The sequence below is a fragment of the Leptobacterium flavescens genome, from assembly GCF_010671605.1.
Lineage (GTDB): Bacteria > Bacteroidota > Bacteroidia > Flavobacteriales > Flavobacteriaceae > Leptobacterium > Leptobacterium flavescens.
This window is the reverse complement of sequence record NZ_JAABOO010000003.1, coordinates 358,399-376,597: the sequence shown is the minus strand read 5'-3', so window position 1 is coordinate 376,597 and position 18,199 is coordinate 358,399. Positions and strand designations below refer to the sequence as shown.

Below are 18,199 nucleotides of genomic sequence, written 5' to 3'. Positions count from 1 at the left end.
TTTAAAACCCCATTATATTCATTTTGTACAGATCCTGTCTATTCACATTTTACCTCATCATGAACAATTCTTGCGTGTTCTGTTGACACCACTTTTAATGTTTTTCCATTAACAGGATGAAGGCCGGGTGCCGTAAAATACTCATACTCATTATTGGATTTAAAATACCAGATAATAGGCTTGCCTTCAATAAAAAAGGTGGTGGTATCGCAAACCTTTATTTTTTTAAATTCCTGTAGTAATTTTTTATCGAGTTCTTTTACTCCGATTTTCCCTAAAGTGTCTTTGGCAGCTACTTCTTCGTAATGATCATCTATCCAATGCATATAGCTTTTTCCGAAATTGATTAGCTGTGAATAAACAAAATAAGCTACTAATACCACTATTGACAGGATCAAGGCTCTTATCCCTTTTTTAGAAAACTTTAAAGATCCTTTCTTTGAATTTTTAAGTACAAAATCTTCATAGTTCTCATATTCCAGATATTTAGCCAAAGCATCCCTGAGATCCTTTTTAGGGCTTTGTTCTCCCTTAAAATATCTCGTCATTGATTTTGTCGTAATCGGCGATTTGAAATCATCCGTCATAATATCGGCTAAGTATTTTGCCACTCCATGATCAGAGCTATTACCACTCTGCTTTTTCGCTTTTTTAAATGCGTCACTCAGCAATTTTCCTACCATAAATTCCTCAGATTATATGCTTTAAAATTAAAAATAAGCCCGGACAATTTACAGACATTCTTTAGACAATTTCGATGGACAGTTTTTGGAAAATCTTGTACAAATTCTGTCTGCAATTGTCCATCACCTCATGATTTACTTTGATCCAAGATTGATGAAGTGGTTGAATCGCAAATAAAGCATAATACCATTAGTAATCAATACGGAAATCCGTAATGCGGCTGGCCGAAGGTCAAACGGGAAGTAACCCAAAGCTACCGTATCGGATTTCTACTTCCCAAAACAAGGAGTACTCCCCCTTTAACGGGTTGCTGAAAACAAAAAACAGATCCCGGGCCAATGCCCGGGCAGCAACTCCATTGTTCAATTTTTAAATCATAAATCATGAAAAAATTAATTTTGATTATAGTACTTTTTTTGGGAAACCTCTTTATGTTTTCCTGTACAGATGAAACCATAGCCGATACCGAATCTCTTTATACGGATGAGTTGGCAACCGTTGGAGAAGATGATGAAACCAATCAGGAAGAAGAGGAGGAAGAGGAAGAAAATGGTGATATCAACGGAGGTGGTAACTAGCTATTCGTCGATTTTTAATATAAACCGGAGTTAGTTTTCTTAATTTAGGAGGATGAAAAAACTTTTATTTTTATCCTCCTTTCTTATTCTTTGTACTGTTCTTTCATGCGACAAAGCTAATTCTCCACAAAAACTGGAGACTATTCATGATGTGATTACAGATGTTCAAAGTTACTTTGATTCAGCTAATGATAAAAGTCTTTCCAAAATAGAGCGTCTCAAGAATATTGACACCGCATTATCTATATCTAAAAATTATTCTCTAGATTCTTTAGTGTTAAAAAACCTATATTACAAGGCATATCTTTTTGGGATACGTAAGCAATATGATAGTGCTCTTAAATACTCTCATCAACTGTTGAATATTTCAACAAAAAAGAAAGATACTCAATATATAATTCAAGCTTATTCCAGGTTAAGTAGGTACCAAAGAAACAAGAAAGACTATCAATCTGCTATACAATCTTCTCTAGAGCTTTTGAAGCATGCTGAGTTTGTGGATGACACAGTAAATATAGCAAGTGCATTGTACAAATTGGGGCTCAATTATCAATCCAGTGAGCAATTCCAGTCATTTAAATACTACAATAGCGCAAAGCATTATTATGAGCTTTTAAAAGACAGTTTGTATGTTGCAAAGTGCTTACAGAATATGGCAAATATTCAGAAAAAGAGAGGCGATTTTTATGGAAGTGAAAAATCAACCACAGACGCTTTAAAGTTTCTGAAAAACATTGACAATAATGAATTTATTGGCAATCTGTATCATACCATTTCTGTTTCTTCCAAAGAACTAAAGAATTATGAAGAAGCACTTAAATGGAACAATATGGCAATTAAGACTGTGAAGGACACTATATCAATTAATCTTGCAATTTATTCGAACACAAGAGCTTTAATTTATATTGGACAAGAAAGATATTATCTAGCAATTGATCTACTCCAAGAGATATTAAAGCACCCTAAAATATCCCTTTTAAAAAACTTGGATAAAAAAGCCAGGTACCTTGACAATTTAGGTTATGCAAAAGGGAAGCTAGAAATTCCGGAAGGGGAAATTGAAATGTTAGAAGCCTTAGAAATAAGAAAAAAATTAAACGATTATACAGGTCAATTCGCTAGCAATATTCATCTTTTCAAATTTTATTTAACATCTAACCAAAGAACCAAAGCAATTAAACATGCCCAAATAGCTCATGAATTGAGTAAAAAAATTAACAGCCCAGAAGCTGAGAAAGAAGCACTGGGTTATTTAATTGATTTAAAAGAAAATTTAATCTTGATTACCGCAAGATACAAGCACTTAAATGATAGTCTGACTTTTGAGCAAAGAAGCTCTGTTGATCAATTCGCCAAAATACGATTTGAAACAGAGGAAAAGGAAAAAGAAATTTTAAAGCTAAATGGAGATAATCTCGAATTAGCTCTTGCAAATGAAATAGAGGGAAGAAAATCCAATTTTATTAGCTCGATAGGAATCCTGGTCTTAATATCTTTTATCTTTCTTTATTTCATAATAACTACTCGTCATAAGAAAGAAAAGATCAAAAAAGTGTATGAAACCGAAGCAAAACTGGCTAAAAGATTACATGACGAGCTGGCCAATGATGTTTACGGAGTGATGACCCGTTTACAGCATCCGGAATCCGATAAACAGGAAGGAACCGAAGAAGTCCTTGATAAACTGGAAAATATCTATCAGCGTACCCGGGATATCTCTAAGGAGACCAATGCCATAGAAACCGGAAAATACTTTGTGCCTCAGCTTAAGGAAATGCTTTCCTCCTATGGGTCGGAAGGGGTAACAGTTGTTATAAACGGGTTGGAACCCGAAAGCTGGGAAGCTATAGCAGAACATAAAAAGATGGAAGTGTACCGGGTTCTGCAGGAGCTGATGGTAAATATGAAAAAACACAGCCAGGCCAGCCTGGTGGTACTGAGCTTTAAAAAAGAAGACTCCAAAATGCATATTCACTATGTAGATAACGGAAAGGGAATTACAGGAATAACCATAGAAAACGGAAACGGATTGCAGAATGCGGAAAACCGTATCCGGGCAATAAAAGGAAGCATTACTTTTGATACTATAGCCGAAAAAGGATTTAAGGCTAACATCAGATTTTCTGTTTAATTAAAAGTAATAGTATATGTTTAAAAAAGTATTGGTTGCTGAAGATTTGGAGAATATTAACCGGGGAGTAGCCTCTGTTTTTAATGAACTCGGGATGCCCGAACCGGTTTTTGCCCAGTACTGTGACGATGCGTATATAAAGGTTAAAAGGGCAGAATTGGACGGATCTCCTTTTGAACTGCTTATTAGTGATCTTTCCTTTAAACAGGACCATCGCGAACAAAAATACCCTTCGGGGGAAGAACTTATCAAAGCCTTAAAAGAGGAAAGTCCGGATTTAAAAGTTATTATCTTTTCGGTAGAAGACCGGCCTCAGAAGATCCGGAAGCTTTTTGATGAATTACAGATCGACGCTTATGTATGTAAAGGCCGGAAGGGGTCTGAAGAACTAAAAAATGCTGTCGTAGATGTTTATAATCATAAAAAATACATTTCTTCGGAAGTTGCCGATGCCTTGACCAAAAAAAATGTGGTAGAGATCTCTCCTTATGACATCCGCCTGGTTAAACTGCTTTCCGATGGTTTTCGCCAGGAAGAAATAGGCGATTATCTTAAAAAGAAGGGAGAATATCCCAACAGTACCAGTACCATAGAAAAACGTCTTAACAAATTAAAGATCCATTTTAAAGCCAGGAATTCTACCCACCTGGTATCCATCATAAAGGATATGGGATTGATCTGATCTTTTTTAATTCTTTTAAACAAATAGTTGTATCCCTTACTAAATACCGTAAGGGATTTTTTTTCGGTGAGCTTAAGTTTGAATCACTAAAGTATTTGTTTAATCATTAATAAATCTAATAATGAAAAAAAGTGTAAAGATCGGAATCGGAACAATAATCCTCATTGTATTGATCAATCTTATTCTATACTGCGGAGCTGAAAGTTTTACGGATATGGAATTGGATAGAATTGAAAATGAGTTAGCCAGAGATTCTGAAGAGCAATACAAAATTGCAAAGGAAAACGGAGATGCTATGGATGCATATTTGCAGGCAGGTTTAACGGCACAGGCATACCTAATGGCAAATGATAAGGAGAACTATAATAAATGGAAGGAGATTGAAAAGAAGGAAGCAAAGAATGCAGGACTTCGCTAAAATCTACAGAGCTTTTTATTAAACTCTTATTTGTTGAAATAATGATCCCTTACGGATTTCCGTAAGGGATTCTCTTTTAATGGTTATAGGTTTGATGTACCAATTTAAAAACACAACAAAAATGATGAGACAAACAAACACCGACAGTAACGGTGGAAGTTGGACGGAAAGTCAAATAAGACTAGTCTGGGAAGATGGGAAAATAGTCCCTGGGAAATCGCCAAATGAATTCAGAAAAGATAAATGTGAAAGCATTATAAAATGGTCTGAGCATGGAAATAGAAATTCACAATACGGATGGGAAATAGATCATATTAATCCGGTTTCAAACGGAGGGGGTGATGAATTCGACAATTTGCAACCATTGCAATGGGAGAATAATGCAAAAAAAGGGGATCAACTTAATTGGATATGTTAAAATCAATCGCCATGAAAAAACTAATACTACTCTGTTATCTTCTAACAATAAACATCATTTTAGGACAAAACGAATCTAAACAAAATGACTTAAGTAAAGCGGAACTTTTTTCTTCAAAGTCAGGAACTTTAATTAAAAAAGTATCCATAGATATTGGAAAAGTAGAAGGTATAGAGCTTAAGATCATTCAATTTACAGATATGATATCTGGTGAATCACTTAGTGCTTTGAGGTTTGAAAAAAGAACTATCAACAAATATTCTTCAGGCACAAAAGTAGCATCTCTGGATATAGATGAATTAGATGGCCTAATTAAATCAATTATTATTATTAGAGATAATGTTTTTGGTTCGGTGCCCAAGAATTATACTGAAATAAACTTTAAAAGTCGAAGCGGTTTTCAAGCAGGGTGTTTCTTTAGTAGAAATGAATGGGGAACATTTTTACAAATTAAAAAACACGACAACAAATCATTTGTTCTTTTGAAAAGAGATGACTTTTATAAATTATTAGAATTGCTTGAAATTGCAAAAAAACAGCTTACTTAAATCATGGAACTAACTAATCAATTTAAACTGCTTGCTGAAAAAATAGATCAGCTAAAAGATAAAATAGAAACCGAAGAATCGACTAAACACGCTTTTGTATTACCCTTTATTAACCTGTTAGGCTATGATACCTTTAATCCAACCGAAGTAGTTCCTGAATTCACTGCTGATTTAGGGTTAAAAAAAGGTGAAAAAGTAGATTATGCTATTTTTCAGGAAGGTAACCCCATTCTGATCATGGAATGCAAGCATTGGAAGGAAGATCTAAATGACCATAATTCTCAACTATTCCGATATTTCCACGTAACAAAAACACGTTTTGCAGTCCTTACCAACGGAATAGAATATCAGTTCTTTACTGATCTGGAAGAAAAAAATAAAATGGATAAAAAGCCTTTTCTGGAATTTGATATCACCAGATTAAAAGAAAATACCATTCATGAGATCTCAAAGTTCCATAAGTCTCATTTCGATGTAAACAAAATAGTGAACAATGCCAGTGCTTTAAAATATACCAGGGAAATCAAAAAATTAATCAATAAAGAACTGCAAACGCCCTCTCCGGATTTTGTACGGCTTTTTGCTTCAGAAGTGTATCCTGGCAGGTTGACCGAAAAAGTTATGGAAGAGTTCACAGAACTTGTCCATAAAGCTTCTAATCAAATTATTAGTGATAAGGTAAATGATCGCTTAAGCGCTGCTATTAATAAGGAAGCCGAAAAACAACACGAAGAAGAAGTTACCAATGAAGATGGACAAAGCAAAGTAGTTACTACTGAAGAAGAGATGGAAGGTTTTAGAGTAGTAGTGGCTATTCTCAGGCGTAAGATCTCTATTGATAGAATCTCTCATCGTGATACTCAATCTTATTTTGGGGTTCTTTTAGACAACAATAATAGAAAACCTCTATGCAGACTCCATCTAAACGGTGGAAAAAAGTACATCGGTCTTTTTAATGAATCCAAGGATGAAACCAGAGAACTTATTCAATCGGTCGATGATATTTACGGATTTGAAGAACAACTATTAACCACTATTGATTATTACATAAAGGATAAATTAGAATAACAACACAGCTAACCCAATGAGGGTCAAAGGTGTTGCTGAATAACTACACTCTTTGTTTATCGATTTCTTTGACTCCTTACAGAGTAAAGCAAGAAATTAGCCCGGAATCGAATTACCTTTAAGTAAATGATCAAAAGAGGAACTGCATTAGCGGTTACAGATGACCAATTATAGAACTTTCCGTTAAAAACGGAATGTATAGATAAGATCAACCAAAAATTTAAAGCAATGAAAAAATTAATTTTTCTGATGGTCATTCTAGTTTCATTTTCTTTTGGAACTCCAGAAGATCCCGAGGTTTATATTTGCGCCAGCAAAAACAGCAAACGCTATCACTTTAGAAAAGACTGCAGGGGACTTTCCCGATGTAAAGCCAAGATTGTTAAAATGCCATTGAGCAAAGCCAAAAAAATAGGAAGGACTTTGTGTGGATACGAGGACTGACAAAACTTATTGAGTAGTATTTAATTTTCCTGTTACAACAGAGATTAACCCTTCCTCTTTATCTGTACTCCCCTCCTTTTCCTTCGACTGCGCTCAGGATGACAGGAGAACCAGGGTAGTTATAACAAAAAAACCTCCTCCGTTTCCGGAAGAGGTTCTCTATCTTTTAAATAACAGCTTGTTTCTTAAGCCTCAAAGGGCTCGATAGAAACATAAGATTTGTTATTCTTCTTTTTTGTGAATTTTACAATACCATCAACTTTGGCATGTAATGTATGGTCTTTTCCCATGTATACATTCTCACCCGGGTGGTGAGCTGTACCACGTTGTCTAATGATGATGTTCCCGGCAATTGCAGCCTGTCCGCCATAGATCTTTACCCCTAAGCGTTTCGATTCTGATTCTCTACCGTTCTTGGAACTACCGACACCTTTCTTGTGAGCCATTTTATTTCGTTTTTATTCTTAATTATTTACTTAAAGCGGCAATAAGGTCAGCTTTTTTCATTGAAGAGATCCCTTCAATTCCTTTGCTTTTTGCCATTTCCTTTAACTCGGCAACAGTTTTCTTGCTCAAGTCTTCAGTAGCAGCAGCTGCTTTTTTAGGTGCTGCTTTCTTTGGAGCTTCCGCTTTAGCTTTTGGTGCTGCAGCTTTAGCTTTAGTTTCCTTCTTTGCTTCTTCTTTCTTAGGAGCAGCTTTCTCTGCTTTTGGCTTAGCCGCAGATTTTTTAGCTCCGGAAGCAAGGATACCCTCAATTGTGATCTCTGTTAAAGACTGACGGTGTCCGTTCTTTACACGGTATCCCTTACGTCTTTTCTTTTTAAAGACAATCACTTTATCACCTTTAAGGTGCTTTACGACTTTAGCCTCAACAGCGGCTCCGTCTATAGCCGGGGCGCCAACAGTAACTTTCCCGTTATCATCCAACAAAAGAACGTTATCGAAAGTAACTTTCTTCCCTTCTTCTGTAGCTAAACGATGAACGAATACTTTTTGGTCTTTCGCAACTTTAAATTGCTGCCCTGCTATCTCTACAATTGCATACATAGCGTATCGTTTAATTAAATTATTGTTATAAAATGAACATACCTATTCCTATAGGCGGGTGCAAATATACTGCTAATTCATTAAACTGCAAATGTTTTAGGCCTTTTGAGCTGCTTTTTTTGACATATTCCAGCTGGGTTTGAACTTTTGCATAAAAGTAAGTGTGAGCACTACCGTAGATGCAAAACCTTCAATAGCCAGGACAAAGAGCAAGATCCCGGGACCCTGATGATAATCCCTCATCCAGCTCTCCATGATCGTAGCCGGAAAAGAAGGGTCTATATGAAACATATAAACCGACATGAAGAACACAAAAACCAGGGTTGCTATAAAGCCGGTCAGTAAACCTGTCTTAAATCCTTTGTAATAATCAAACTGATCTTTTTCCACCAATCTCCGGAACCGGATAGCCGCATAAATTCCGTAAGCAACAATAACACCATTTATTACTCTGAGCCAGATATTTTCGTGAAGGCCGAATAATTTAACGATCAAAAAATATGCAATCAACACTATGGCAATGATCAAACCATAACGAATGTGAATCCTTTGTACGTTCATAAGCTTTTCGTATTTAACTGGTTTTCAGCTTTAAAATACTAAAAAAAATCGAGAGGGTCTTTATTCAATATTCATTTTTTTCGTTTCCCAGGGGGAAGAAACCCTCCGAAATAGCTAAATTTGTTGGTGTCTAAATTGATTGTTAAATATTGTAACATTTACGATCATGCTTAGTCAAACAGCTGAATAAAAACACTAAGTTATTTACAGAATGAAAAAACAATTAACACTATTTGCTTCTGCAGCCATCCTGAGCTTTACGGCCGGTGCGCAGCAAGTAACTTTTGAAGAATACGATCTTGACAACGGATTGCACGTCATCCTGCATCAGGATAATACGGCTCCGGTGGTTACCACTTCGGTGATGTACCACGTGGGAGCTAAAGATGAAGATCCGGAACGTACGGGATTCGCGCACTTCTTTGAGCACCTTCTTTTCGAAGGTACCGAAAACATCGAACGCGGAGAATGGTTTAAGATCGTTACCGCTAACGGAGGAAGCAACAATGCAAACACTACTGACGACAGAACTTACTATTTTGAGGTATTCCCTTCCAACAACCTGGAATTAGGTCTGTGGATGGAATCCGAAAGAATGCTTCATCCTATTATTAACCAGATCGGGGTAGATACCCAGAACGAGGTGGTTAAAGAAGAAAAAAGACTTCGCGTTGATAATCAACCTTACGGGAATATCCTTGCAGAAGTAAAAAAGAACATCTTTAAAAAACACCCTTACAGATGGGCTACTATCGGTTCCCTGGATCATCTTGATGCAGCTACCCTCGATGAATTCCTTGCGTTTAACAAGAAATTCTATGTGCCTAACAATGCTGTATTGGTAGTGGCCGGTGATATAGATATTGCCAAGACCAAAAAAATGGTTAAGGATTATTTCGGGCCTATTCCAAGAGGAAAAGAGGTAACCCGTAACTTCCCAAAGGAAGATCCGATCACTTCTCAGTATGAGGCCAAGGCTTACGATCCTAATATTCAGATCCCGGCTATCATTGCCTGCTACAGAACTCCTTCCTTTAAGACCAGAGATGCCAGGGTACTGGATATGATCTCTTCTTATTTGAGTCAGGGTAACAGTTCCAAGCTCTACAAAAAGATCGTAGACGAGAAGAAAATGGCACTGGCTGTTCAGGCGGTAAACCTGAGCCAGGAAGACTACGGAGTATATGCACTTTTTGCATTGCCACTCGGAAGCAACTCCCTAAAGGATATTCTTAAAGAGATGGATGATGAGATCGTTAAGATCCAGACCGAACTGATCTCAGAAAAAGATTATCAGAAACTTCAGAACCAGTTTGAAAACCAGTTTGTAAACTCTAATTCAAGCATCTCGGGAATTGCCAATTCTTTGGCCAGATACCACATGCTGTACGGAGATACTAATCTTATCAACTCTGAGATCGATATCTACAGATCTATCACCAGAGAAGATATCAAAGAAGTTGCAAACAAGTATTTAAAGCCTAACCAGCGATTACTACTGGAATATTTACCTAAAGAAAAAACAGAAAAATAAGGAAATGAAATGAGCGTAAACAAATTTCATCATTATAGTCCAATTAACATGATTAAATTTTTTAAGCGAATTCCTGAATGTGAAGAAATTTTTATTTCCTTCATTTCCAACAAAATGAAAATATCGAACAGATGAAAAAGATAATATTTAGCTTATTACTGATCAGCGCTTTCACCCTGAATGCGCAAGTAGACAGGTCAAAGCAGCCCAAGCCGGGGCCGGCACCTGAGATCAACCTCGGAACTCCAAAGACTTTCGAGCTGGGTAACGGACTTAAGGTATTGGTGGTTGAAAATCACAAACTTCCAAGAGTTTCCTATTCACTTACTATTGATAACCCACCCATTGCAGAAGGTGACAAGGCTGGTGTAGCTGCCCTTACCGGAAGCATGATCGGAAAAGGGTCTAAGAACATAGAAAAAGATGCTTTTAATGAAGAAGTGGATTATCTGGGAGCTTTTATCAATTTCGGTTCCGGAGGTGCATTTGCAGGAAGTTTATCGAAATACGGAGACAGGGTACTGGAATTAATGGCAGATGCTGCTATCAATCCTAACTTTACCCAGGAAGAATTCGATAAGGAGAAAGCCATTCTTCTAGACAATCTGAAGTCTGGTGAGAAAAGTGTTCCTGCAGTAGCAGGAAGGGTGCGTAACGTACTGGCTTACGGTAAAAACCACCCTAAAGGGGAGTTTACCACTAAAGAAACTGTAAACAATGTAAACCTTCAGGATGTGAAGGATTTCTACAGAAACTACTTTGTACCGGCTAATGCTTACCTGGTTGTCATTGGAGATGTAGATTTCGATCATGTACAGGAGCAGGTAAAGAAGAACTTTAGCAGTTGGACCAAAGCGGTTCCGCCAAGCTACAGCTATTCAAAGCCTTCAAACGCACAGTATACACAGATCAACTTTGTAGATATGCCAAATGCGGTTCAGTCTGAAGTGGCTGTACAGAATATCATCAACCTTGAGATGAAGGATGAGGATTATTTTCCTGCGCTTATTGCCAACAAGATCCTTGGTGGTGGTGCTGAAGCAAGATTATTCCTTAACCTGAGAGAAGATAAAGGATATACTTACGGAGCTTATTCGGGAATAGGTACCGATAAGAATGCACCTTCTACTTTCAGAGCTACTGCAAGTGTACGAAATATGGTAACAGACAGTGCCGTAGTGGCCTTTCTGGATGAGATCAACAGAATTGGGGTAGAACCTGTTTCTGATGAAGATCTTAGAAATGCCAAGGCAAAATACGTAGGTGATTTTGTTCTTGCGCTTGAGAGACCTCAAACCATTGCGAGTTACGCGCTGAATATCGAAACCGAAGGTCTTCCAAAAGATTTCTACAAGAACTACCTCAGCAATATCAATGCTGTGACTAAAGAGGATGTACAGAGAGCTGCTAAAAAATACTTCCAGATCAACAATGCGAGGATCGTAGTGGTTGGAAAAGGAAAAGAAGTTCTTGAGAACCTGGAAAAAGTAAAATTTAACGGGAAGAAGATCCCGGTAATGTACTATGACAAATACGGAGCTAAAGCGGAAAAGCCGAATTACGAGGCTGCACTTCCGGCAGATGTATCTGCAAAATCCGTGATCCAGAAATACATTACTGCCGTTGGAGGAGAAAGTAAATTAAAAGCAGTGAACTCTGTATTTATTACAGCGGAAGCTTCTACTCAGGGACTCGTTTTAAACCTGGAATTAAAGACTACTTCATCCAATAAGTTTGCAATGGATATGAAAATGGCAGGAAACTCTTTGGTAAAGCAGGTATATGACGGAGAAAAAGGTTATGTGGTACAGCAGGGACAGCGTCAGGATCTTTCCGGTGAGCAACTGGGAGACCTGAAAGAGCAATCGGTTCCTTTCCCTGAACTGAACTACCTTAACGATGCAAATGTTACCTTAGAAGGTGTTGAGGATGTTGAAGGTAAAAAAGCCTATGCTATTAAGGTTACGGATAAAAGAACCAGCTACTACGACGTAGAGACGGGGCTTAAAGTAAAGGATGTAACCAAAATAGAGCAGGCCGGACAATCGTTCGAGCAGGCAGTACTTTACGGAGACTATAAAGAAGTTGGCGGAATCCAGTTCCCATTCATTCTTTCTCAGTCTTTCGGACCACAGAAAGTAGAGTTCAAAGTAAAGAACATCAAAGTAAACGAAGGAGTTTCTGATGAGGATTTTAACTAATCGGAACCTTTAATCAAAATAGAAAAGCGCCTCTTTTTTAAGGGGCGTTTTTTTGTTATTACCATTCTAATTTTGATATATGATCTCCTCTCCCCATGGGAGAGGATTAAGGTGAGGGCTATCCCTCATCCCGCCCTGCTTTTCGGCAGGCCGACCTTCTCCCACGGGGAGAAGGGGTATTGTATAACAATCTTTTTCTCAACTATTACAAGTTTCTTTTGCCCTTTGGCAACGCCTGTATTCAGGGCCTTTTTTAGAGTGGTTAAACAAGTCTTTAAAAATGGTTTAAGCTTTCTTTTTAAGTTGTTTAACCTTTTACTTTAAACTGTTTAACTTCTCTTCTTAAACTGTTTAACCTTTCTTGTTGAGTTGAATAACATTTCTTTTTAAACTGAATAACAAGTCTCCGGGAGTTATTTAACCCTTCCGTCTTTAACTGCGTTAAAGCCACCTTCCCTTCAAAAGGGAAGGAATTTTTGAGTGTCGTATATATAAAATCCCCCTCCTGTCATCCTGAGCGCCCGCGTGCCGCTGAAGCTATAGCGGAGGCGCAAGTCGAAAGAAAAGGAGGGCCTACCGGTAGGCAGGAATCTTTCTCATAACCAGAATGGATTCCGCAACAAGTGCGGAAATCGAAGATTCGACGCAGTCAATGACAATTTTAGTAACTAATTACTAATAACCATCAACTAACAACCAACAACCCCTACTTATTATTATTCCCATTCTTCTTATTGGCCAGATAAACCCCCAGTAAAATGATCACCCCGCCGATAAGCTGGTAAACACTCAGGGATTCTCCGTCCAGTACCCCCCAGAAGATAGCCATCAACGGCATGGTATAGGTAACCGAAGACGCAAAGACAGGACTCGCAACACTTACGAGTTTATTGAAAAGTACCTTGGCAATAGCTGTTCCGAAAAGCGATAGTACCACCACATAAACAAGGCCGGTATGCATTTCCGGGTTAGAAAAGACCGTAATGAAGAAACCGGTGCTTATCAATACAATGATAGCGGGAACCAGTATAACCAGAAAATTCCCCACGGCAATGCTCAAAGCACTTAATCCCTGGAGGTATTTTTTAAGGATATTCACATTGAGGGCGTAACCTACAGATGAAACAATGATAAGGGTGCTATACCAATAATTCTGATCCGGATTGAACTCTGCTCCCTTTGCGATCAGGATAACGGTTCCGAGTAGCCCCAGAACAACACCCCATATCTGTCTCCGGGTTACGATAATACCGAACAGTAATATTCCGGAGATCGTAGTATTTAACGGAGTAAGGGAATTAAGAATAGATGCAATAGCACTGTCCAACTCGGTTTGCGCAACGGCAAACAGGAAAGGCGGAAAGAATGAACCTAAAAAACCGGACCAGGCAATCCATTTCCAGTGCTCCTTTTTGATCTCTTTCAGGGTTTTGGTCCCAGCCATAAAAAGAAAAATAGCTGTAATTATGATGCGGAGTGCCCCTACCTGTATGGGTGTTAAGCCTATGAGTGACTTTTTGATAAGGATAAATGAGCTTCCCCAGATTAACGATAGAATAATTAGGTAAAACCATTTAGCCTGTTGTCTGTTCATAGAATTAAAGTTGAAAATGCAAAAATCTGATTTTTAATCGAGTATTAACTATTCTTTTTACTTAAATTTTGTTATAAAACCATATATAAATTTTATAGTTTAAAACACGGAAAAACTGTTTTTTTCGGGCCCAATATCGTAATTTTGCAGGAACAACCTTTCCGGATGAATTCGTTTGGATCACTTTTCTTTACGATACTCTATATGACGGCGATGCTTCGTCCGGTAGCCCCTGTATTCACATATATCATCAACCAGGATTACATAGCCGAATTCCTCTGTATTAACCAGGACAGGCCGGAGCTTAAATGCAACGGGAAATGTTATATGTTCAGGCAGCTGAAAGCCCAGTCTGAAGAGAAAAAACAGAACCTGCCCGCTATCGACCTCAGGGATTACCCCATAGGTTTTGTTGAATTATTGGATTTTCAACCGCAAAATAAAATACCGGTCCAAAAAACGGGATCGATCTACCTCAATAATTACGCTCTGATCTTTTCCGGAGAGATCTTTCATCCCCCGGCCGGAGTATAGATAAATACCGCCTTGAGAAGACTCTTCTCAAAATTTATTATTTCAACTTTAACCATTTATCTAAATCAGGATGAAAAAAATTTATCTTGCCATTATCCTATTGGCAACAGGCATGATCTATGCCCAGGAAAATGAAAACAAAGATCAAAAATGGTCCGGTTCGAGGCCGGACGGACACGCCCCCATATCCGTTATGGGAGACCATACCCACGGGAAAGGCGAATGGATGGTATCTTACCGCTATATGTATATGAATATGGAAGATCTGAAACTGGGAAGTGATGATGTTCCCTTTTCTGCAGCTCTGGCAGAATATATGGTAACTCCCACCAGTATGCCGATGAATATGCATATGCTGGGAGTAATGTATGCTCCGAGTAACAGGGTTACCCTAATGGTCATGGGGAATTATATCTCTCAGGAAATGGATCACGTTACCCGTATGGGCGGTACTTTTACTACCAGCTCCTCGGGTATTGGAGACACCAAAGTATCTGCTTTCTATAAGTTCTTTAACCGGAACAGGCAGCAATTGCATGCCGAGGGAGGACTCTCCATTCCCACAGGGAGCATAGATGAAGAAGATGTGATCCCCGCTTCGGCTCCCAATTCGGTTATTTTGCCTTACCCAATGCAGATCGGTAGTGGTACCTGGGATTTTTCTCTGGCACTCACCTATCTTGCACAAACCGATCTCTTTTCTTTCGGATCTCAGCTCAGGACCCTGCTCCGAACCGGAACCAACGACAATGAGTATCGACTGGGAAATCGTTATGAAAGCAATAACTGGGTAGCGGTTAAGGCTACGAACTGGTTGAGTTTTTCTGCCAGGGTACAGGGATTGATAACCGGAGAGATAAACGGGCTAAACCCTGCTTTAAATCCCGCCATGGTGATTACGGCAGATACCGATAATTCGGGTGGAACCTTTGTTAATTCGGGTATTGGATTTAACACCTATGTTCCTAAGGGAGCACTTAAAAACCTGCGTTTCGGTTTTGAGTTTGCTTTCCCTCTTTATCAGGATCTTAATGGCTTTCAGCTAAAGCGAAAAGAGACCCTGACATTTGGACTTCAATATGCATTTAAATAACTTTAAAGAGATCCTCCGGGCTATTCCGGAGGGTTTTTCTAAGCTTCAACACAATGAATAAAGTAAAACGCAATCGGTTTATTCGTAAATCACACAGATATTTAGGAGTAGTTTTAGGCATACAGTTTTTACTGTGGACGGCCGGAGGCCTCTACTTCAGCTGGACCAACATAGAAGATATAAGAGGAGACAACTTAAAAAAGGAAGATCCGCTGCTGGCAGCAAACATATCCCTGGTCTCTCCCACGGAAGCGAGCTCAGAATTCCTGAAAGCTTCGGATTCTATCGCCTCCATTCAACTCAAAAAAATACTCGAAAGGCATTTTTATCAGATGATCTATTATTCGGGTAAGGAAAAGCATATAAAACTGATCGATGCCCAAACCGGAGAGCTCAGGCCTCCGTTAAGCGGAGAGGAAGCCATAGAGGTAGCAAGGACCAAATTAAACAAGGAAGCCGATGTTATAGAGACCAAATACCTGGAAGCTACCGGAAAACATCATGAGTACCGGGAAAAGCCTCTTCCTGCCTACGCAGTAACCTTTAGTGAGCCGGTCAATACAACCGTATATGTTTCCAGTGAATTGGGTACCGTACAGAGTTTCAGAAGCACCAAATGGCGTGTTTTTGATTTCCTGTGGATGCTACATACTATGGATTATCAGGAGCGGGATAACTTTAACAACTACCTGCTGAGGGCATTTTCTATTTTCGGGATCTTTACCATCCTCTCAGGTTTTGCCCTGTTTATTATAAGCTCCAGGTGGTTTGTAAGGAAAAGAAAGCGATAGCTTATTTCCATTGCAGGGATTCCATCAACCTTCGGATGTCATTCTTAACATAGGCTGCTGCCGGAAGAATGGAATCGTAATTGGGTTTGGAATAGAAGTACAAAGATCCGGTCAGGAAATGCCTGCTGCTGTCTGTGATATAGAACTGCGACTGGGAAGCTGCATTACCTCCTACTTCGTACAGCATTCCGTAGGTGTTGAAATCTTCATTTATAAAGGGCTGTTCTGCTATATCATCTGCCTTCACCACATGTTCGTAGGTAAGCTTTTGCGCATCCCTTAACAGGCTGTCAATGTTATTTTTTACTTCCCTGTAGGTAATATGAATGGTTGCCTTTAATTTCGGGTATTCAATTTCCATCTGGCAGTCCGCATTGCCCTTTAATCTGGCTATTTCATTAACTTCAAAACCAAAAGGGCATGGGTTTTCCATAGCTTTGTAATACGGTCTCGGATACTCCAAACGCAACATTGCTTTGGGTTTCGGAAGGGTATCATTCTTGCACGAAAAGAAAAGGATGGCCAGAAATAGAAAAACCAGGCGTTGTATCATGGTGTAAATGTCACTTTTATTTGTTTAATACGCTTTCTGTCTAAAGCTTCTACTGTAAACGTATAATTTTCAAAATTTATTTTATCCCCCCGTTTGGGAAAGCTTCCGGCTATTTCGAGAACAAAACCGGCAATGGTTTCGGATTCACCCTTCTGTTCTTCAAAATCCGACTCGTCTTCCAGTTTCATCACCCGGTAAAAGTCTTTTAGAGCCGTTTTCCCTTCAAAAACATAATTATAGTCGTCTATTTTGGAGAAAATAAGATCTTCATCATCAAATTCATCACTGATATCACCCACAATTTCTTCTATAATATCTTCGAGGGTCACCAGTCCGGAAGTACCTCCGTATTCATCGACAACAATAGCAAGGTGACTTTTCATTTCCTGGAATTCCTTCAGCAGGTCATCCAGTTTCTTGTTCTCGGGTACAAAATAAGGTCCTCTTTTCAGCTTGACCCAATCGAAGCTTTTTTTATCCAGGTGGGGTAAAAGGTCCTTTACATAAAGCACACCGGTAACGGCATCTACATTGTCTTTATATACCGGGATACGCGAATATCCTTTCTTGATGATCTCAGGCATGATCTCGGAGAATTTAGCCTCCTCATTCAATGCAAAAATATCTATCCGCGGACGCATCACCTGCCGGGTATCGGTATTTCCGAAAGAAACGATCCCCTTCAGGATCTTTTGCTCCTCTTTGGTAGTATCTCCGTCTGAAGTAAGCTCCAGTGCATGTGAAAGCTGGTCTACCGATAAATTGGATTTCTGTTTCCCGAGCTTATCCTGAAGAAAAATAGTCACCGATCTCATAGGAACATTAAAGAGGACAAATACCTTGTCCAGCACATTCAGAGGATAAGCCATAAAATGTGCAAATTTTATCTTGTTCCTGCTTGCGTATACCTTGGGAAGTATTTCCCCGAAGAGCAAGATCAGGAAAGTAGCCACAACTACCTCCGCCAGAAAACGCAGTTCCCCGCTTTGTATATTCCCGAATAAATAATCTCCCAGGGAGCTGAAAAGCAAGACAACGGCTATATTGATAAAATTATTGGCAACAAGGATGGTAGCCAGGAGTTTTTTAGGTTTCCTGAGAAGGTTTACAATTATTTTTCCTCTGGAAGTTCCGGATGCCTCTTCTTCGTTAATATCGGTCTGAGAAAAAGAGAAAAAGGCAACTTCTGCCCCGGATATCAGCGCAGAGCATACCAATAAAATAAAAAGCACGCCAAATTTTAAAACAGCAGTACTGTCTATAGAACTAAGGGAAATAAATAGTAAACTCGAGGGTTCCGGGTCCAAATGTTTGGGTTTT

The 18,199-nt window shown here is 38.8% G+C and carries 20 protein-coding genes; 13 read left to right on the top strand and 7 right to left on the bottom strand.

Features of this window, described 5'->3' with window-relative positions; all coding sequences use genetic code 11:
- Positions 1-38: 38 nt before the first annotated feature.
- Positions 39-683, bottom strand: a complete 645-nt coding sequence (locus tag GWK08_RS13925; RefSeq protein WP_163607834.1) for a hypothetical protein — start codon at positions 681-683, stop codon at positions 39-41.
- Positions 684-1,067: 384 nt separating this feature from the next.
- Between GWK08_RS13925 and GWK08_RS13920 the strand changes: the two genes are divergently transcribed.
- The 8 genes from GWK08_RS13920 to GWK08_RS13885 all read left to right on the top strand — a co-directional run bounded on the left by GWK08_RS13920 (position 1,068) and on the right by GWK08_RS13885 (position 6,971).
- Entirely contained in the window at positions 1,068-1,262 is a 195-nt protein-coding gene (locus tag GWK08_RS13920; protein ID WP_163607833.1) for a hypothetical protein, read from the top strand.
- A gap of 52 nt (positions 1,263-1,314) precedes the next feature.
- The gene (locus GWK08_RS13915; protein WP_163607832.1) at positions 1,315-3,393 is read left to right on the top strand and encodes a tetratricopeptide repeat-containing sensor histidine kinase; all 2,079 of its coding nucleotides are present in this window, start codon (positions 1,315-1,317) and stop codon (positions 3,391-3,393) included.
- 16 nt (positions 3,394-3,409) lie between these two features.
- A complete protein-coding gene (locus GWK08_RS13910; RefSeq protein ID WP_163607831.1) occupies positions 3,410-4,075 on the top strand; it encodes a DNA-binding response regulator in 666 nt (221 codons plus the stop codon).
- Between the two features lie 121 nt (positions 4,076-4,196).
- A complete protein-coding gene (locus GWK08_RS13905; protein ID WP_163607830.1) occupies positions 4,197-4,493 on the top strand; it encodes a hypothetical protein in 297 nt (98 codons plus the stop codon).
- A 121-nt stretch (positions 4,494-4,614) separates the two neighbouring features.
- Positions 4,615-4,911, top strand: a complete 297-nt coding sequence (locus tag GWK08_RS13900) for an HNH endonuclease signature motif containing protein (RefSeq protein ID WP_163607829.1) — start codon at positions 4,615-4,617, stop codon at positions 4,909-4,911.
- 11 nt (positions 4,912-4,922) lie between these two features.
- Positions 4,923-5,459: a hypothetical protein gene (locus tag GWK08_RS13895; RefSeq protein WP_163607828.1), complete on the top strand. Its 537-nt coding sequence runs from the start codon at positions 4,923-4,925 to the stop codon at positions 5,457-5,459.
- Between the two features lie 3 nt (positions 5,460-5,462).
- Positions 5,463-6,527 (top strand): type I restriction endonuclease, encoded by a 1,065-nt coding sequence (locus GWK08_RS13890; RefSeq protein ID WP_163607827.1) that lies wholly within the window; start codon positions 5,463-5,465, stop codon positions 6,525-6,527.
- A 228-nt stretch (positions 6,528-6,755) separates the two neighbouring features.
- Positions 6,756-6,971 (top strand): hypothetical protein, encoded by a 216-nt coding sequence (locus GWK08_RS13885; RefSeq protein WP_163607826.1) that lies wholly within the window; start codon positions 6,756-6,758, stop codon positions 6,969-6,971.
- Positions 6,972-7,156: 185 nt separating this feature from the next.
- Here the strand turns inward: GWK08_RS13885 and rpmA are convergent, their stop codons facing one another.
- The 3 genes from rpmA to GWK08_RS13870 all read right to left on the bottom strand — a co-directional run bounded on the left by rpmA (position 7,157) and on the right by GWK08_RS13870 (position 8,579).
- The gene (gene rpmA / locus GWK08_RS13880) at positions 7,157-7,417 is read right to left on the bottom strand and encodes a 50S ribosomal protein L27 (protein ID WP_163607825.1); all 261 of its coding nucleotides are present in this window, start codon (positions 7,415-7,417) and stop codon (positions 7,157-7,159) included.
- Between the two features lie 22 nt (positions 7,418-7,439).
- A complete protein-coding gene (rplU, locus tag GWK08_RS13875; protein WP_163607824.1) occupies positions 7,440-8,018 on the bottom strand; it encodes a 50S ribosomal protein L21 in 579 nt (192 codons plus the stop codon).
- Between the two features lie 96 nt (positions 8,019-8,114).
- A complete protein-coding gene (locus tag GWK08_RS13870; RefSeq protein WP_163607823.1) occupies positions 8,115-8,579 on the bottom strand; it encodes a DUF4199 domain-containing protein in 465 nt (154 codons plus the stop codon).
- A 211-nt stretch (positions 8,580-8,790) separates the two neighbouring features.
- Here GWK08_RS13870 and GWK08_RS13865 point away from each other — a divergent pair, with 211 nt between their 5' ends.
- Together GWK08_RS13865 and GWK08_RS13860 are read left to right on the top strand one after the other, a co-directional pair.
- Positions 8,791-10,113: a M16 family metallopeptidase gene (locus GWK08_RS13865; RefSeq protein WP_163607822.1), complete on the top strand. Its 1,323-nt coding sequence runs from the start codon at positions 8,791-8,793 to the stop codon at positions 10,111-10,113.
- A 131-nt stretch (positions 10,114-10,244) separates the two neighbouring features.
- Positions 10,245-12,314, top strand: coding sequence for an insulinase family protein (locus GWK08_RS13860; RefSeq protein WP_163607821.1), 2,070 nt, complete (start codon positions 10,245-10,247; stop codon positions 12,312-12,314).
- A 706-nt stretch (positions 12,315-13,020) separates the two neighbouring features.
- On the opposite strand, the gene GWK08_RS13855 is transcribed toward GWK08_RS13860, so the two are convergent.
- A complete protein-coding gene (locus GWK08_RS13855) occupies positions 13,021-13,908 on the bottom strand; it encodes a DMT family transporter (protein WP_163607820.1) in 888 nt (295 codons plus the stop codon).
- Positions 13,909-14,073: 165 nt separating this feature from the next.
- On the opposite strand from GWK08_RS13855, the gene GWK08_RS13850 reads away from it, so the two are divergent.
- The 3 genes from GWK08_RS13850 (at position 14,074) to GWK08_RS13840 (ending at position 16,326) form a co-directional block, all read left to right on the top strand.
- Entirely contained in the window at positions 14,074-14,442 is a 369-nt protein-coding gene (locus GWK08_RS13850) for a hypothetical protein (RefSeq protein ID WP_239524924.1), read from the top strand.
- A gap of 70 nt (positions 14,443-14,512) precedes the next feature.
- Positions 14,513-15,535 carry a transporter gene (locus tag GWK08_RS13845; protein WP_163607819.1) on the top strand — a complete coding sequence of 341 codons (1,023 nt, stop codon included), beginning with the start codon at positions 14,513-14,515 and terminating at the stop codon, positions 15,533-15,535.
- Positions 15,536-15,588: 53 nt separating this feature from the next.
- On the top strand, positions 15,589-16,326 hold the full coding sequence (locus tag GWK08_RS13840; protein ID WP_163607818.1) for a hypothetical protein: 738 nt from the start codon (positions 15,589-15,591) through the stop codon (positions 16,324-16,326).
- A gap of 1 nt (position 16,327) precedes the next feature.
- Here GWK08_RS13840 and gldD read toward each other — a convergent pair whose 3' ends face one another.
- Entirely contained in the window at positions 16,328-16,879 is a 552-nt protein-coding gene (gldD, locus tag GWK08_RS13835) for a gliding motility lipoprotein GldD (protein ID WP_163607817.1), read from the bottom strand.
- Positions 16,876-18,186 (bottom strand): gliding motility-associated protein GldE, encoded by a 1,311-nt coding sequence (locus tag GWK08_RS13830; protein ID WP_163607816.1) that lies wholly within the window; start codon positions 18,184-18,186, stop codon positions 16,876-16,878. The genes gldD and GWK08_RS13830 overlap by 4 nt, the downstream gene beginning before the upstream one ends.
- Between the last annotated feature and the right edge of the window lie 13 nt (positions 18,187-18,199).

What these genes read in the sequence shown, in the direction of transcription:
- GWK08_RS13890 (WP_163607827.1), top strand. Translation starts at nt 5,463, where the DNA reads ATGGAACTAACTAATCAATTTAAACTGCTTGCTGAAAAAATAGATCAG.
- GWK08_RS13870 (WP_163607823.1), bottom strand. Translation starts at nt 8,579, where the DNA reads ATGAACGTACAAAGGATTCACATTCGTTATGGTTTGATCATTGCCATA.
- GWK08_RS13850 (WP_239524924.1), top strand. Translation starts at nt 14,074, where the DNA reads ATGAATTCGTTTGGATCACTTTTCTTTACGATACTCTATATGACGGCG.
- GWK08_RS13840 (WP_163607818.1), top strand. Translation starts at nt 15,589, where the DNA reads ATGAATAAAGTAAAACGCAATCGGTTTATTCGTAAATCACACAGATAT.
- gldD (WP_163607817.1), bottom strand. Translation starts at nt 16,879, where the DNA reads ATGATACAACGCCTGGTTTTTCTATTTCTGGCCATCCTTTTCTTTTCG.
- GWK08_RS13855 (WP_163607820.1), bottom strand. Translation starts at nt 13,908, where the DNA reads ATGAACAGACAACAGGCTAAATGGTTTTACCTAATTATTCTATCGTTA.
- GWK08_RS13920 (WP_163607833.1), top strand. Translation starts at nt 1,068, where the DNA reads ATGAAAAAATTAATTTTGATTATAGTACTTTTTTTGGGAAACCTCTTT.
- GWK08_RS13910 (WP_163607831.1), top strand. Translation starts at nt 3,410, where the DNA reads ATGTTTAAAAAAGTATTGGTTGCTGAAGATTTGGAGAATATTAACCGG.
- GWK08_RS13895 (WP_163607828.1), top strand. Translation starts at nt 4,923, where the DNA reads ATGAAAAAACTAATACTACTCTGTTATCTTCTAACAATAAACATCATT.
- GWK08_RS13865 (WP_163607822.1), top strand. Translation starts at nt 8,791, where the DNA reads ATGAAAAAACAATTAACACTATTTGCTTCTGCAGCCATCCTGAGCTTT.
- GWK08_RS13845 (WP_163607819.1), top strand. Translation starts at nt 14,513, where the DNA reads ATGAAAAAAATTTATCTTGCCATTATCCTATTGGCAACAGGCATGATC.
- GWK08_RS13915 (WP_163607832.1), top strand. Translation starts at nt 1,315, where the DNA reads ATGAAAAAACTTTTATTTTTATCCTCCTTTCTTATTCTTTGTACTGTT.
- rplU (WP_163607824.1), bottom strand. Translation starts at nt 8,018, where the DNA reads ATGTATGCAATTGTAGAGATAGCAGGGCAGCAATTTAAAGTTGCGAAA.
- rpmA (WP_163607825.1), bottom strand. Translation starts at nt 7,417, where the DNA reads ATGGCTCACAAGAAAGGTGTCGGTAGTTCCAAGAACGGTAGAGAATCA.
- GWK08_RS13905 (WP_163607830.1), top strand. Translation starts at nt 4,197, where the DNA reads ATGAAAAAAAGTGTAAAGATCGGAATCGGAACAATAATCCTCATTGTA.
- GWK08_RS13885 (WP_163607826.1), top strand. Translation starts at nt 6,756, where the DNA reads ATGAAAAAATTAATTTTTCTGATGGTCATTCTAGTTTCATTTTCTTTT.
- GWK08_RS13925 (WP_163607834.1), bottom strand. Translation starts at nt 683, where the DNA reads ATGGTAGGAAAATTGCTGAGTGACGCATTTAAAAAAGCGAAAAAGCAG.
- GWK08_RS13860 (WP_163607821.1), top strand. Translation starts at nt 10,245, where the DNA reads ATGAAAAAGATAATATTTAGCTTATTACTGATCAGCGCTTTCACCCTG.
- GWK08_RS13900 (WP_163607829.1), top strand. Translation starts at nt 4,615, where the DNA reads ATGATGAGACAAACAAACACCGACAGTAACGGTGGAAGTTGGACGGAA.